At 66.9% G+C, this 14,466-nt stretch carries 12 protein-coding genes and 1 pseudogene; 11 read left to right on the top strand and 2 right to left on the bottom strand.

All coding sequences use genetic code 11. The features are described 5' to 3' along the window. The first annotated feature begins 1 nt into the window (after nucleotide 1). From SBP02_RS06015 to SBP02_RS06060, 10 genes and pseudogenes are all read left to right on the top strand, one after another. The gene (locus SBP02_RS06015) at nucleotides 2-1,447 is read left to right on the top strand and encodes an aldehyde dehydrogenase family protein (protein ID WP_318645488.1); all 1,446 of its coding nucleotides are present in this window, start codon (nucleotides 2-4) and stop codon (nucleotides 1,445-1,447) included. Between the two features lie 5 nt (nucleotides 1,448-1,452). Further along, nucleotides 1,453-1,617: pseudogene (locus tag SBP02_RS06020) on the top strand (rubredoxin); the annotation flags it as partial. Next, nucleotides 1,606-2,865, top strand: a complete 1,260-nt coding sequence (locus tag SBP02_RS06025) for an FAD-dependent oxidoreductase (RefSeq protein ID WP_318646311.1) — start codon at nucleotides 1,606-1,608, stop codon at nucleotides 2,863-2,865. The pseudogene SBP02_RS06020 and the gene SBP02_RS06025, both read left to right, overlap by 12 nt. A 10-nt stretch (nucleotides 2,866-2,875) precedes the next feature. After that, a complete protein-coding gene (locus tag SBP02_RS06030; protein ID WP_318645489.1) occupies nucleotides 2,876-4,204 on the top strand; it encodes an NAD(P)/FAD-dependent oxidoreductase in 1,329 nt (442 codons plus the stop codon). Then, on the top strand, nucleotides 4,201-4,572 hold the full coding sequence (locus tag SBP02_RS06035; protein ID WP_213638835.1) for an ethanolamine utilization protein EutQ: 372 nt from the start codon (nucleotides 4,201-4,203) through the stop codon (nucleotides 4,570-4,572). The genes SBP02_RS06030 and SBP02_RS06035 overlap by 4 nt, the downstream gene beginning before the upstream one ends. 83 nt (nucleotides 4,573-4,655) lie before the next feature. Then, the gene (locus tag SBP02_RS06040) at nucleotides 4,656-5,942 is read left to right on the top strand and encodes an MFS transporter (protein WP_318645490.1); all 1,287 of its coding nucleotides are present in this window, start codon (nucleotides 4,656-4,658) and stop codon (nucleotides 5,940-5,942) included. A 44-nt stretch (nucleotides 5,943-5,986) separates the two neighbouring features. Continuing rightward, complete coding sequence (locus SBP02_RS06045; protein ID WP_318645491.1) at nucleotides 5,987-7,234, top strand: M24 family metallopeptidase; 1,248 nt, start codon at nucleotides 5,987-5,989, stop codon at nucleotides 7,232-7,234. Nucleotides 7,235-7,589: 355 nt separating this feature from the next. Beyond that, entirely contained in the window at nucleotides 7,590-9,143 is a 1,554-nt protein-coding gene (locus SBP02_RS06050; RefSeq protein ID WP_318645492.1) for a BCCT family transporter, read from the top strand. A 57-nt stretch (nucleotides 9,144-9,200) separates the two neighbouring features. Beyond that, the gene (locus SBP02_RS06055) at nucleotides 9,201-9,764 is read left to right on the top strand and encodes a cysteine dioxygenase family protein (RefSeq protein ID WP_318645493.1); all 564 of its coding nucleotides are present in this window, start codon (nucleotides 9,201-9,203) and stop codon (nucleotides 9,762-9,764) included. Between the two features lie 591 nt (nucleotides 9,765-10,355). Beyond that, nucleotides 10,356-11,990, top strand: coding sequence for a BCCT family transporter (locus SBP02_RS06060; protein WP_318645494.1), 1,635 nt, complete (start codon nucleotides 10,356-10,358; stop codon nucleotides 11,988-11,990). Nucleotides 11,991-12,057: 67 nt separating this feature from the next. Here the strand turns inward: SBP02_RS06060 and SBP02_RS06065 are convergent, their stop codons facing one another. Beyond that, on the bottom strand, nucleotides 12,058-12,939 hold the full coding sequence (locus SBP02_RS06065) for a LysR substrate-binding domain-containing protein (RefSeq protein ID WP_318645495.1): 882 nt from the start codon (nucleotides 12,937-12,939) through the stop codon (nucleotides 12,058-12,060). A gap of 134 nt (nucleotides 12,940-13,073) precedes the next feature. Between SBP02_RS06065 and SBP02_RS06070 the strand changes: the two genes are divergently transcribed. After that, nucleotides 13,074-13,712 carry an FMN-dependent NADH-azoreductase gene (locus SBP02_RS06070; protein ID WP_318645496.1) on the top strand — a complete coding sequence of 213 codons (639 nt, stop codon included), beginning with the start codon at nucleotides 13,074-13,076 and terminating at the stop codon, nucleotides 13,710-13,712. A 60-nt stretch (nucleotides 13,713-13,772) separates the two neighbouring features. Here SBP02_RS06070 and SBP02_RS06075 read toward each other — a convergent pair whose 3' ends face one another. Continuing rightward, entirely contained in the window at nucleotides 13,773-14,426 is a 654-nt protein-coding gene (locus tag SBP02_RS06075) for a peroxiredoxin (RefSeq protein ID WP_318645497.1), read from the bottom strand. Between the last annotated feature and the right edge of the window lie 40 nt (nucleotides 14,427-14,466).

Consider the following 14,466-nt stretch of genomic DNA (forward strand, 5'->3'; position numbering starts at 1 on the left):
CATGTACCCGATTGCCGAGCACTGGCTGAACTATATCGACGGGCAGTGGTGTGACAGCGAGTCGCGCCTGACCGTGAACAACCCCGGCACCGCCGAGCCGGTGGCGACCATCGCCCAGGCCTCGGTCGCCGACGCCGAGCGCGCCCTGGTTGCCGCACGGCGCTGCGCCGACAGCGGCGAGCTGACCCGCGCCCGCCCGGCGCAACGGGTGACCTGGTTGCTGCGTATCGCCGAGGAGATCCGCGCGGTGGCCGAGGAGGGCGCCTGGGTGCTGTGCCAGGAGAACGGCAAGAGCCTGAATGACGCTCGCGACGAGTTCATCGAGGCGGCGCGCTACTTCGAGTACTACGCCGGCATGGCCGACAAGATTGAGGGCACCTCGATCCCCCTGGGCGACGGCTACATGGACTTCACCCTCTACGATCCCATGGGCGTGTCGGCGCAGATCGTGCCGTGGAACTTCCCGGTGTCGATCTGCGCCCGCTCCCTGGCCCCGGCCCTGGCCGCCGGCAACGCGGTGGTGATCAAGTCGCCGGAGCTGTCGCCCCTGGGCATGTGCGTGCTGATCCGCGCCATTGCCCGGGCCGGCCTGCCCGAGGGCGCGGTCAACCTGATCTGCGGCCGCGGCCGCGAGGTCGGCACGCACCTGGTGGGCAGCGCCAAGGTCGACCAGATCGTCTTCACCGGCTCGGTGCCGACCGGCCAGACCATCCTGCGCGCCGCCGCCGCCCATGCCATTCCCAGCGTCATGGAGCTGGGCGGCAAGTCGGCGGCCATCGCCTTCGCCGACGTCGACCGTGCCCAGCTGCTGGCCAGCGTCAAGGGCGGCATCTTCTTCAACGCCGGCCAGGTCTGTTCGGCCCTGTCGCGCCTGCTGGTGCAGCGCGAGATCTACGAGGAGATCGTCCAGGCCGTGGTCGAGCTGGCCGAGGACCTGAGCGTCGGCCTCGGCCAGGACAACCCGGACCTGACCCCGGTGATCAGTGCCGGCCAGCTGGCCGGCATCGAGGAACTGTGCCGCCGCGCCATCGAACAGGGCTCGGTCGTGGCCACCGGCGGCGAGCGCTTCGGCGACCGGGCCGGGCACTTCATGCGCCCGACCGTGTTCCGCGACGTGCGCCCCGAGATGGCCATCGCCCAGGAAGAGGTGTTCGGCCCGGTGCTGGCGATCATCCCCTTCGACAGCGAGGAAGAGGCCATCGCCATCGCCAACGGCACCGCCTTCGGCCTGGTGGCCGGGGTCTTCACCCAGGACATCAGCCGCGCCATGCGTTGTGCGCGGCGCCTGAAGTCCGGCCAGGTGTTCGTCAACGAATGGTATGCCGGCGGCATCGAGACGCCGTTCGGCGGTGTCGGCCTGTCCGGCTTCGGCCGCGAGAAGGGCCAGGAGGCGCTGTACAGCTACGTGCGCACCAAGAACGTCGCCATTCGCGTGGCGGGGGAGTAAGCGAGATGTTCAAGACCTGGCTCTGTGTGGTCTGCGGCCTGATCTACGACGAGGCCCTCGGCTGGCCGGATGACGGCATCCAGGCCGGCACCCGCTGGGAAGACGTGCCGGCGGACTGGAAGTGCCCCGAGTGCAAAGTCGGCAAGGAAGATTTCGAGATGCTCGACATCAGCCCTGTGGTCGCCGCGGCCTCGGCCGCCGCCAGCGCGCCGCTACCGGTGCCGCAGCCGGCGGCGAAGGCCGCAGTGCCGGCCGCTGAGCCGCGCCAGCCGATCGTCATCATCGGCAGCGGTTATGCCGGTTATGGCCTGGCCCAGGCCCTGCGCCGCGCCGACCCCCAGGTCGAGATCCGCGTGCTGACCCGCGAGTCCGGTCACCTCTACTCCAAGCCGGCGCTGTCCATCGGCCTGGCCCAGGGCAAGAGCGCCGAGGCCCTGGCCGGCGAGTCGGCCCTGGCCATCGAGAAGCGCCTGAAGATCCGCGTCTATACCCATTGCGAGGTCGAGCGCATCGACCCCGTGGCACGGCGCCTGCACACCAACATCGGCGAGATGGAGTACGGCCAGCTGGTGCTGGCCAGCGGCGCGGCGCCGATCCGCCTGCCGATCGAGGGCGACGGCGCGGCGCTGCTCAGCGTCAACAACCTGCACGACTACCGCAGCTTCCGCGAGCGTCTGGTCGGTGTGCGCCGGGTGGCGATCCTCGGCGACGGCCTGATTGGCTGCGAGTTCGCCAACGACCTGGCCGCGAGTGGGTTTGCAGTCAGCGTTATCGGCCTCGGCCAGTGGCCGATGGAGCGCCTGCTGCCGGTCGAGGCCGGTCGCCAGTTGCAGACCGCCCTGGCTGAGCTGGGTGTGCGCTGGCACCTGCAGAACACCGTGCAGCGCATCGACTCGGCCGAGCAGGGCTATCGCCTGACCCTCGCCGATGGCCAAAACCTGCAAGCCGATCTGCTGTTGTCCGCCGTCGGCCTGCGTCCCAACCTGAGTCTCGCCGAAAGCGCCGGGCTCGCGGTGGGCCGCGGCATCCAGGTGGACGCCCAGCTGCAGTGCTCGCAGCCGGGCATCTACGCCCTCGGCGACTGCATCGAGATCGACGGCCAGCTGCTGCCGTACCTGGCGCCGATCAACCAGGGCATTCAGGCGCTCACCAAGACCCTGCTCGGTACGCCGACTGCGGTCAGCTACCCGCTGATGCCGGTGACGGTGAAGACCCCGGCCGCGCCGCTGTGCCTGCTGCCGCCGGCCGTCGGCGTGGCCGGCGAATGGCGCTGCACGGCCACCGACGACGGCCTCAGTGCCGGTTATTACGATGCCGAGGGGGCGCTGCGCGGCTTCGTCCTGCTCGGCCGGCAAGCCCAAGTGCAGCGCAATGCCTGGCTGCAGTCCTGTCAGAACGCTCAATCGGCCGTGGCCTGAGGGTGGAAACATGAGCAAGACCGTCAATCTGCCCCACGACGACGCCAGCTGCGGCTGGTATGCCGCGCTGCCCGCCGCCCAGCCCGCCACCCGCCTGCAGGGCGAGCAGCGCGCCGACTACGCGGTGATCGGCGCCGGCTTCGCCGGCCTGGCGGCCGCGCGTCGTCTGGCCGAGCACCACCCCGAGGCGCGCATCCTGCTGGTCGATGCCCAGCGCGTCGCCCAGGGCGCCTCGGGGCGCAACTCCGGCTTCGTCATCGACCTGCCGCACAAGTTCGCCCTGGAGCACCCGGACCCGGCGCACAAGCAGCGCCTGCTGGCGCTCAACCGCGCCGCCATCGCCCAGCTGCAGGGGCTGATCCAGGCCCACGGCATCGACTGCCAGTGGTCCCATGCCGGCAAGTACCAGGGCGCCGTGGGCCCGCGCGGCATGGCCTACCTGGAGCATTTCGAGAAGCTGATGAAGGACCTCGGCGAGCCCTTCGACTGGGTCGAACGCGGCGCGCTGGCCAAGGTGCTGGGCACCGGCCACTACAGCGGGGCGATCTACACCCCCGGTTGCTACCTGATGCAGCCGGCCGCCCTGGTCAGCGGCCTGGGCCGTTCGCTGCCGGACAATGTCGAGTTGCTCGAGGAGTCGCCGATCCAGCGCCTGGAGCGCGACGGCCAGGGCGGTTGGATCCTCCACGGCAGCGCCGGGCGCATCCGCACCGCGCGCCTGCTGCTGGGCACCAGCATCTTCACCCAGGAGTTCGGCTACCTGCGCAACCGCCTGCTGCCGGTGATGACCTTCGCCAGCTGGACCCGGCCGCTGACCGACAGCGAGCTGCAGGTCTACGGCGGCCAGCTGGACTGGGGCCTGACCCCGGCCGACCACGCCGGCACCACGGTGCGCATGACCCAGGACCGCCGCCTGATCATCCGCAACACCTACAAGCACGTGCCCAAGTACGGCAAGAGCACCAGCGACGCGATGCGCGAGTCGGTGCGCAGCGATCATCGCAAGGCCTTCCTGGCGCGCTTCCCGCAGCTGGCCAACGTGCCCTTCAGCCACACCTGGGGCGGCGTCTACGCCATCTCGCGCAACTTCACCAACTTCTTCGGCGAGCTGGAGCCGGGGGTGTTCGCCTCGGCCTGCGACAACGGCGTCGGCGCGGCCTGGGGCACCATCTCCGGCACCCTGCTGGCGGACCTGGCGGTGGGCGCCGACTCGGCGCAGCTGCGCGACATCCAGGCGGTCACCGGCATGCCGTCGCTGAATCCGCCGGAACCCTTCCTCGGCCTGGGCGTGCGCTCGCGCATTCGCCTGGCGGCCTGGAACAGTCGGAGCGAGCTATGAGTCAGGTCGTTTCCGGGAAGGGCCCGGTGCTGCTGGTCGATCATCATGACCTGGATTTCGTCCCCCGCGGCGGGCCGCCCGGCGCCGCCTTCGTGGCCCGGGCGATCAGCAACGAGGTGTCGCCCAATATCGGCATCGGCTTCGCCCGCTGGGAGGGCGCCGAGGTGGCCTGGACCCTGCTGTACGACGAGGTGATCTTCGTCATCCAGGGCTGCTTCGAGCTTCAGGCCAACGGCCAGCTGTACCGGGTCGAGCCGGGCCAGCTGCTATGGATTCCCGAGGGCACCGAGCTGGTCTACGGCGGCCATGCGCTGTTCGGCTACGTGGTGCATCCGGGGGACTGGAAGCAGCGGCACGGTCTGGCCTGATCCAAGGAGTAGCGCGGCATGGGTGTGTGTTTCGCGGTGATACCTGTGCGCGTGCTGCGCGTCCTCTCTGCCGAGGCCACGCCATGCTCGCGCTGACCAAGGCGTTCGGCGCCCTCTACCTGGCCAGCGTGCTGATGCAGCTCGGCTCGACCCTGCTGATGACCTACCTGGCCCTGCGCCTGAGCGCCGACGGTGTCGCCGAGTTCTGGGGCGGCGCGCTGATGGCGGCCAACTCCCTGGGCCTGGTGCTGGGCAGCAAGGTCGGCCACTGGCTGATCGAGCGGGTGGGGCATATCCGCACCTACGTGGCCTGCGCCGGGGTGATCTCGGCGGCGGTGCTGGGCCACGAGTTCAGCGCCGCGCTGCCGCTGTGGCTGCTACTGCGCTTCGTCGTCGGCCTGGCCATGATGTGCCAGCTGATGGTGCTGGAGAGCTGGCTCAACGACCGCGCCCAGAGCGATGAGCGTGGCAAGGTGCTGGGCCTGTACATGGTCGCCATCTATGTCGGCATGGTCCTCGGCCAGCTGGCCCTGAGCCTCAACGGCGACCTCGGCATCCACGCCCTGCTCGGGGTGGCCATGGCCTTCGCCCTGTGCCTGGTGCCGGTGGCCCTGACCCGCAGCAGCCACCCGGCGGCGCTGCCGTCGGCGTCGACCGATGTCCGCCTGTTCCTGCGCCGGGTGCCGCAATCGCTGGCGACCATCCTGATGTCGGGCATGATCAACGGCGCCTTCTACGGCCTGGCGGCCATCTATGCCAGCCGCCAGGGGCTGGATACGGTGCAAGTCGGCCAGTTTATGGCGGTGGTGATCGGCGCCGGCCTGCTCGCCCAGCTGCCCCTGGGCTGGCTCTCGGACCGCCTGCCGCGGGCCGCGCTGATCCGCGCGGTGGCCCTGCTGCTGATCCTCGCCTTCCTGCCGCTGGGCCTGTTCCACAGCCCCTCGTTCGCCGTGGTGCTGCTGGTCGGTGCGGTCATCGGCCTGCTGCAGTTCTGCCTCTACCCGCTGGGCGTGGCCCTGGCCAACGACAACGTCGAGGCCGAGCTGCGGGTGTCCCTGGCCGGCGTGCTGCTGGTGGCCTATGGCATCGGCGCCTGCATCGGCCCGCTGCTGGCCGGCGTCCTGATGGAGCACTTCGGCGTCTGGAGTCTGTATTACTTCTTCGCCGCCTGCGCCGCTTTGCTGGCCCTGGCGGTGAGCCAGAAGCGGGTCACCGGCGTGTACCTGCAGGCCGATGCGCCCCTGCAGCACCAGGCCACGCCGATCGGCCTGGCCAGCGCCACCCTGCCGGCTGCGGTGCAGCCGCTCGAGGACGCCCCCGGCGCGGCCAGTCCGGAGTCGTCCGGGCCCATCGAATCAGCGACAACCTGAATGCGTGCCGGCCGCCGGCCGGTGAATTGCCAGAGGAAGCCCTCGTGTTCGACAACAAGAATAAGTACCTGGCCGATGAGGCCGCCGCCCAGCCGCTGCGTAACCCGGTGAGCATCGAGACCCACAAGGCGGCGCGCGGCTACCGCCTGCAGCGGGTCCGCCAGCAACTGCTCAAGCAAGACTGCGCGGCCATCCTGCTGTACGACCCGGTGAACATCCGCTATGCCACCGACACCTCGAACATGCAGGTGTGGACGCTGCACAACTTCGCCCGCTACGCCCTGGTATTTGCCGAGGGGCCGGTGGTGCTGTTCGAGTTCCACAACTGCGAACACCTACACGAGGGCAACGAGCTGCTCGACGAGATCCGCCCGGTGATCAACTGGAGTTACTTCGGCGCCGGCTCGAGGATCTCCGAGAAGGCCGTGGCCTGGGCCGACGACATCCGCGCGGTGCTGCGCCGGCATGCCGGCGACAAGGCGCGGCTGGCGGTGGACAAGGCCGATCTGGAGGGGCTGGATCTGCTGCGCGAGCATGGCCTGTGCCTGGTCGAGGGCCACAGCCTGATGGAGGAGGCGCGCAAGGTTAAGTCGGCCGAGGAGCTGGAGCTGATGCGCTGGACCATCGCCGTGTGCGAGCGCGGCATCCGGCGCATGCACGACGAGCTGCGTCCCGGCATGACCGAGAATGAGCTGTGGGCCTGGCTGCACTACGAGAACATCCGCCACGGCGGCGAGTGGATCGAGACCCGCCTGCTGGCCTCCGGGCCGCGCACCAACCCCTGGATGCAGGAGTCCAGCGACCGGGTGATGCAGGCAGGCGAGATTATCTGCTTCGACACCGATCTGATCGGCCCCTACGGCTACTGCGCCGACATCTCCCGGGCCTGGACGGTTGGTCACGTCGCCCCTACGGCCGAGCAGCGCAAGCTCTATCGCCTGGCCCATGAACAGGTGCAGCACAACATGAGCCTGCTGCGTCCGGGCCTGAGCCACCGCGAGTTCGTCGAGCGCTCCTGGGATATCCCGCCGGCCTACCAGCACAACCGCTACTGCTGCGTGGTGCACGGCGTCGGCCTGGCCGACGAGTACCCGGCCCTGGCGCACAAGGGTGCCGACTGGGCCAGCAGCGGCTACGACGGGGTGTTCGAAGAGAACATGGTGCTCTGCGTGGAGAGCTATATCGGCGAGCAGGGCGGTGCCGAGGGCATCAAGCTGGAACAGCAGGTGCTGATCACCGCCGACGGCTGCCAGGCGCTGTCGCGCTTTCCCTGGCAGGACGACTGGCTGTAACCGTGGAGAGTCCGATTTATGTCAGTAAATGTAATGCACGCCAGGCGTCGTCCGGGTGTCGCTGAGGCGCACCTGGTGGTCGTCTTCAGCAATGCATAGTTACCAGGGTTTTCTGGATATTCCTGGCGATATCGGGGCCGTAGAGGGCGCGTGCGGGTGAGTAAAAGGCGCTCTTTTTCTATGGTCTTTTTGATGACTTATAGTCATCAATCGCACAGATAAAATGGGTTGTCGCAGCGCCGCCGCTGTCTGACCATCGAGTCCCCGCTCACAACCTGTGGCTGCTGCCGGCTCGTCCGCAGTGCGCACAGGCGTGGATTTTCGAGACTACAAAAACAAAAGCGAGGCCCCTTGCATGAGAGACATGGTCGCCGAAGGTTCGGCAACCCAGGATTTCAACATCCGCCTGATGGGACTGAACTTCCATCGCATCATCTTCCCCACATCGCTGCTGATCGTCCTGGCCCTGGTGCTCGGTGCGCTGAACGATCCCACGGCCTTCGGCCAGGCCCTGGAGGGGGTCAAGGGCTGGATCCTGAGCAATTGCGACGGGTTCATCATGATCATGGGCAACCTGGCCGTGCTGTTCTGCGCCGGCCTGGCCCTGTCGCCCTTCGGCAAGATTCGCCTGGGCGGCCAGGATGCCAGGCCCGAGTTCGGCCTGCTGTCCTGGTTCTCCATGCTGTTCGCCGCCGGCATGGGTGTCGGCCTGCTCTACTGGGGGGTGGCCGAGCCCGTGGCGCAGTACACCGAATGGTGGAAGACCCCGCTCAACGTGCCCAAGCAGACGCCCGAGGCGCTGCATGCGGGGATGGGCGCGACCATCTTCCACTGGGGGTTCCACCCCTGGGCGATCTACCTGACCAGCGCGCTGGTGGTGGGCTTCTTCGCCTATAACAAGGGCCTGCCGTTCTCCCTCAGCTCCGGCCTGCAGCCGCTGATTGGCAAGGCGCACAAGGGTCTGGTCGGGCATCTGGTGGACAGTTTCACCGTGGTGCTGACGGTGTTCGGCCTGGCCACTTCCCTGGGCCTGGGCGCCATGCAGGCCACGGCCGGCATCTCCCATGTGCTGGGCATCGCCAACTCCTTCGGTCTGCAACTGCTGTTCATCCTGCTGGTGACCGGCCTGGCCGGCTTCTCCCTGTGGCGCGGGATGGATGCCGGGGTGAAGCTGCTCAGCAATATCAATATGCTGCTGGCCCTGGGCCTGTTCCTGCTGGTGGTGGTCGGGGTGGGCGTGCTGAGCTTCTTCTCCGGCGTGCTCGACACCGCTGTCAACTTCGTCGAGTTCTTTATTCCCCTGAGCAACTGGATCGATCGTCCGGACCAGGACTGGTTCCAGGGCTGGACCGTGTTCTACTGGGCCTGGTGGTGCACCTGGGGGCCGCTGGTCGGGGTGTTCGTCGCCCGGGTCTCCCGCGGTCGTACCCTGCGGCAGATGGTGGGCGTGGTGATGGTGGTGCCGACCCTCGCGGCGATCTTCTGGTTCAGCGCCTTCGGCGGCGGCGCCATCGCCCAGGTCATCGACGGCACGGGCGCGCTGGCGGCCGGCCTGGTGGATGTCAACATGGCGATCTTCCAGTTCCTCGAAGAGCTGCCGATGGCGGCCATCACCTCGGTGCTGGTGGTGATCCTGCTGATCATCTTCATGGTCACCTCCATGGACTCCGGTGCCCTGGTGGTCGACAACCTGGCGGCCGGCGGCGACCCGGACACCGCGCCGGTGCAGCGGGTGCTGTGGCTGGTGATGATCGCCCTGGTCACCATCACCCTGTTCGTGATCGGCGGCGATACCGCGCTCAAGGGCATCCAGGCCGGTGCCGTGGCCATGGGGCTGCCGTTCATGGCGTTGATGCTGTTGTTGATGGTCGGATTGCTCAAGGCCTTGGCCAGCGAGCCGCGGCCCTGAGCCTCAGCCTGCCGGTTATGGCGCGTATTCGCGGCCCATGGGCCCGAGGTATGAAAGATGACTGCTGACAGTTACGGCCTGCAAGACTTCATCGCCGACCTGCGGCGGATCGCCGCCGCGGCGCCGGACGAGGCGAGCCTGCTGAACGAAGTCGGCCCGCTGGCCCAGCGCGTCGTGCAGGCCCGCGATTGGCTGAGGGCCGAGATGTACCAGGCCGATGCAGAGCTGGGCTTCGGCACCACCCAACTGCACGTCGAGCCCGACCAGTCGCTGTTCGTGGTGGTCGACAGCTGGCTGCCCGGTCGCGGGGTACGTCCCCACGACCACGATACCTGGGCCGTGGTGGTGGGGGTCGAGGGCGTCGAGCACAACAGGTTCTGGCGGCGTCTGGATGACGCCAGCCGCCCCGGCCACGCGGAGCTCGAATGCACCGGCGGGCAGCACATCGCCGCGGGCGAGGTGCTGCTCATGCCCAGCGGCAGCATCCACAGCGTGACCAACGAAACGGCGCACACCAGCCTGTCGTTCCATGTCTATGGTCGCCACCTCAACCATACCCGGCGGCGCCAGTTCGACCCGGAGGGCAACCGCGAACTGCCATTTCTGATCAGCCCTCGCTGACAGGGGGCTGGCGAAGGCGGCATTGCGCCTCTGGTCGGTAGAGTCGGAATCAATGCGGGGAATGGCGCGATTGGATCGCTGCGCGGCGCGGATAGAACGCTCGTGGACTTTACCCGACCCTATAGTCAGCCGCGAAGTTGTGGCGCTTCTGTTCTGAAGTCAAAGTTTGCGGGCTGTCGTAATGGCACTTCCGGTTTCTCTGGAAGTTGTCCGGTCTGTCAACTTGTGCTGTTTTAAGGATGTAATAAGTTCTGTGCGGATGCTGTGTTTAGTTGCCCTTTTAATGGGGCGGCTCGACCGCCTGTGCGCGGGATCATGCGTGTCGGAAGATGCCGTCTTCGGCTTCGGGAAGACGGGCAGAATGGCCCGTGGCTGGTGACCCTGGTGGGTGCTGGGCGGGGCCGGGTGGTCGTGAATTGGTGATTAAAACTCATTAATTCACGGTGAAATAATCATTTGTAAAAAGCCGGATGCCGGCGAATTCTTGACCGGTCGAAAGTGCGTGGAGGCGTGCGCGAAAAGTTCCGTATCGACTCAACTCGAGTCGCTCGTACATCAGGCATATCAAACTATAACAATGGAGAAGCTGATATGAGCAGTTCCAGCGGTATGTTCCGTGGCGTCGATGCCCGGATTACCCTCGTATCGACAGCAATAATCGTCGCCTTCGTCGCCTTCTGTGCGGTGATGGGCGAACAGGCCGGCACGATATTCGGCGAGCTTTCGACCAGTATCCTGTTGAACTTCAAGTGGTTCTACCTGGCCATGGCCTCCGGCATCCTGGTCTACCTGCTGTACCTGATGGTTAGCCGTTTCGGCAATGTCACCCTCGGCAAGGATGGCGAGAAACCCGAATTCAGCACCGTGTCCTGGTTGTCCATGCTGTTCAGCGCCGGCATGGGCATCGGCCTGCTGTTCTGGTCGGTGGCCGAACCCATGTGGCATTACGCCGGCAATCCCTTCAGCACCACTGCCCTGAGTGCCGAGTCGGCTCAGACCGCCATGCGGGTGACCTACTTCCACTGGGGCATGCACGCCTGGGCGCTGTACCTGATGCCCGCACTGTGCCTGGCCTACTTCTCCTTCCGTAAAGGCAAGCCGCTGTCGATCCGTGCCACCCTCGTGCCGCTGTTCGGCGAGGCGCGGATGAACGGCTGGCTGGGTGCCATCTTCGACATCCTCATCGTGGTGGTCACCGCCTTCGGCATCGCCACCTCCTTCGGTCTGGGGGTCGAGCAGCTGGCCACCGGCATCAAGACCCTGACCGGCTTCGAGTTCGGCATCGGTCTGAAGATGGCGTTGATCCTCGGGATTTCCCTGGTCGCTATCATGTCGGTGGTGTCCGGTGTAGAGCGCGGCATCAAACTGCTGTCGCTGTGGAACATGCTGTTGTCGCTGGTCATCCTGGCTGCGGTCATGGCCTTCGCCCCGACCCGTTTCATCCTCAACACCATCCTCGAGGGCACCTCCGACTACGCCCAGAGCGTGATCGGCATGAGCCTGTGGAGCGACACCCAGAACGATGCCGGCTGGCAGAACTGGTGGACCGCCTTCTACTGGGCCTGGTGGCTGACCTGGGCGCCCTTTGTCGGCACCTTCATCGCGCGTATCTCCCGTGGCCGTACCATCCGCCAGCTGGTGATGGGCTCGCTGATCATTCCGGTACTGTTCAGCTTCGTCTGGATCGGCACCTTCGGCGGCGCCGCCCTGAGCTACGAGAAGGACGAGCGCATCGCCCATCAGGAGCAGGTGGCGAGCCAGGGTCTGACCGGCGACGAAGCCAAGTTCGAGGGCGGTGCGATCCTCACGGCCACCAAGGCCGATGCCACCAACTCGCTGTTCACCCTGTTCGACAAGATCGAGCAGTCCTCGGGTGTGAGCATCGCCGGCCTGCTCGGCGCGCTGGCCTCGCTGCTGATCGTCACCTACTTCGTCACCTCGGCCGACTCCGGCACCCTGGTGGTGAGTACCCTGGCGGCCCGCGGCAGCCTCCATCCGCCAACCTGGAGCCGCGCGGCCTGGGGTCTGATGGTCGGTGCCATCGCCGCCGGCCTGCTGTGGTCGGGTGGTTTGAAGAGTGTGCAGACCGCTGCCATCTGCGCGGCGCTGCCGATCGGGGTGATCCTGGTGCTGATGGGCATGGCCCTGCACCGCACGCTGCTGGTCGAGCCGGCGCGCAGCCTGCAGATGAAAGTGGCCGACGACTACGAGGCCTCGGTCGGCTGACCGTCCTCATCGTTACGCCCAAGCCCGTCACCGCAAGGTGACGGGCTTTTGTTTTTTCGCGCCGGCGTCAGCCGGCTTCCTGACTGAGCCAGTCGAAGAAGGCCCGAACCGGCGGGTGGCGCTCGCGTCCCGCCACGCACAGTGCGCTGTAGCCGGCGCCGGGTACGCCGATCTCGGCGCGATAGGGCTGCAGCAGGCCGCTGGCCAGGCTCTGGGAAACCAGGATGGAGCTGGCCAGCACCAGGCCCTGTCCGGCGATGGCGGCCTGCAGCGCGTAGTGTTCGTCGTCGTACTCGCGGATCGTCGCCCCCTGCTTCAGCCAGTCCTCGCCGGCTTGCGTGCACCAGGCCTCCCAGCCTCGGGCATAGAGCTCGGAGTTGTGCCACAGCACGCTGATCAGCGAGGGCGTCTGGTGGCGGGCTTGTGCCACCTGGGCCGGGGCGCCATAGACGGCGAAGTGCTCCTCGAACAGGCGGATGCCGTGGAGCTCGCCGGCGGGGGCGAAGCCGTAGCGGATGGCCAGGTCGACGCTGGCATCCTGGTGCAGGTCGACGACCGCGCAGTTGGTGTCCAGGCGCAGCCTGATGTGCGGCTGCACCGCATAGAAACGGCCGAGCCTGGGCACCAGCCAGAGCGCGGCGAAGGCCGGGGTGGTGGACACCGTCAGCTGGCTGGCGTTGCGTTGCGGGCGCAGGCTGTCGACGCTCTGCGCCACCTCCAGCAGGGCGCCATGCAGGCTATGGAACAGGCGCTCGCCGCCGTCGGTCAGGCGCACCCGGCGCGGCAGGCGCTCGAACAGCGGCATGCCCAGCCAGGTTTCCAGGGTGCGGATCTGGTGGGAGATCGCCGTGGGCGTCACCGCCAGTTCGGCGGCCGCGGCCTTGAAGCTCTGCTGGCGGGCGGCGGACTCGAAGGCGCGCAGGGCGTTGAGGGGCAGGGATGCGAACATGGGCTTCCATGGATGAATTCAACTTATGCCAAATGACGACTGCTCATTTGTCCAGGGCTCGCTGAGTTAATAGTTTTGCCCGTGACAGAGAGCCATGAAGGCTAGCTGATGTTCTCTCGGGAGGCTATCGATAGATGAGCAGAGTTCTTGCAATACACGGCAGTCCACGGGGCGAGCGGTCCCATTCGCGGCGCCTGACAGAGGTGTTTCTCGAGGCCTGGTCGGCCGCTCACCCGGAGGGCGAATTGACCCGGCGCGAAGTGGGCAGGGCGCCCATTCCCCATGTCGGCGAGCCCTTCGTGGCCGCCGCCTTTCATCCGCAGCCGGCGTCGCGGCCGTTATTCATGCAGGCCGATCTGGCCTTGAGCGATGTGCTGGTGGACGAACTGCTGGACCACGAGCTGCTGGTGATTTCCGCGCCCATGTACAACTTCAGCATTCCCAGCGGGCTCAAGGCCTGGGTCGACCATGTCGTGCGCATCGGGCGTACCTTCGCGATCACCGAGGATAATGGCGTCGCCCAGTACCAGCCGCTGCTGCGCGGCAAGCGCGCGCTGATCGTCACCAGTCGCGGCGGCCATGGCTTCGGTCCCGGTGGGGTTAATGCCGCCTTCAATCATGCCGACACCCTGTTGCGCAGCGCGCTGGGTTTTATCGGCATAGAGGACATCCGCGTGGTGGCGGCGGAGGGGGAGGAGTCCGACAGCCGGGCCTTCCAGGCGTCCTGCGCGGCGGCTGAGCGGGAGCTGCTCGAGCTGGCGGTCAGGTTCTGATGGGGGCGGCTCCTCGCCAGGCAGGGACCCGGGGGCGTCCTGGCCCCCGGCTGCAAGCGGTTACTTCGGCTGGGCCACCACGCGCAGGTAGGGCTTGAGGGTCTTGAAGCCGTCCGGATACTTGCGTTGCGCCTCCTCGTCGGACACCGAGGTGGGGATGATCACGTCCTCGCCCGGACGCCAGTTCACCGGGGTGGCCACGGTGTGCTTGGCGTTCAGTTGCAGCGAGTCGAGCAGGCGCAGCACCTCGTCGAAGTTGCGCCCGGCGCTCATGGGGTAGACCAGCATGGCCTTGACCTTCTTGTCCGGGCCGATGATGAACACCGAGCGCACCGTGGCGTTGTCCGCCGCGGTACGCTGGCCGCCGCTGGCGTTGGGGTGCAGCATGTCGTAGAGCTTGGCCACCTTGAGGTCTTCGTCGCCGATCATCGGGTAGTTGACCGCATGGCCCTGGGTTTCCTGGATATCGGCGGCCCAGGCCTTGTGGTTGCTCACCGGGTCGACGCTGAGGCCGAGGATCTTGGTGTTGCGCTTGTCGAACTCCGGCTTGAGCTTGGCCATGTAGCCCAGTTCGGTGGTGCACACCGGGGTGAAGTCCTTGGGGTGGGAGAACAGAATGGCCCAGCTGTCGCCGATCCATTCATGAAAATGCAGGGGGCCTTCGGTGCTGGCGGCGGTGAAGTCCGGTGCTTCGTCTCCAATGCGAATACTCATGTCTAACCTCCTTGCGGGTAATGGGTTGTCGACGTTGCGA

It is taken from the genome of Pseudomonas benzenivorans, assembly GCF_033547155.1.
Classification (GTDB): domain Bacteria; phylum Pseudomonadota; class Gammaproteobacteria; order Pseudomonadales; family Pseudomonadaceae; genus Aquipseudomonas; species Aquipseudomonas benzenivorans_B.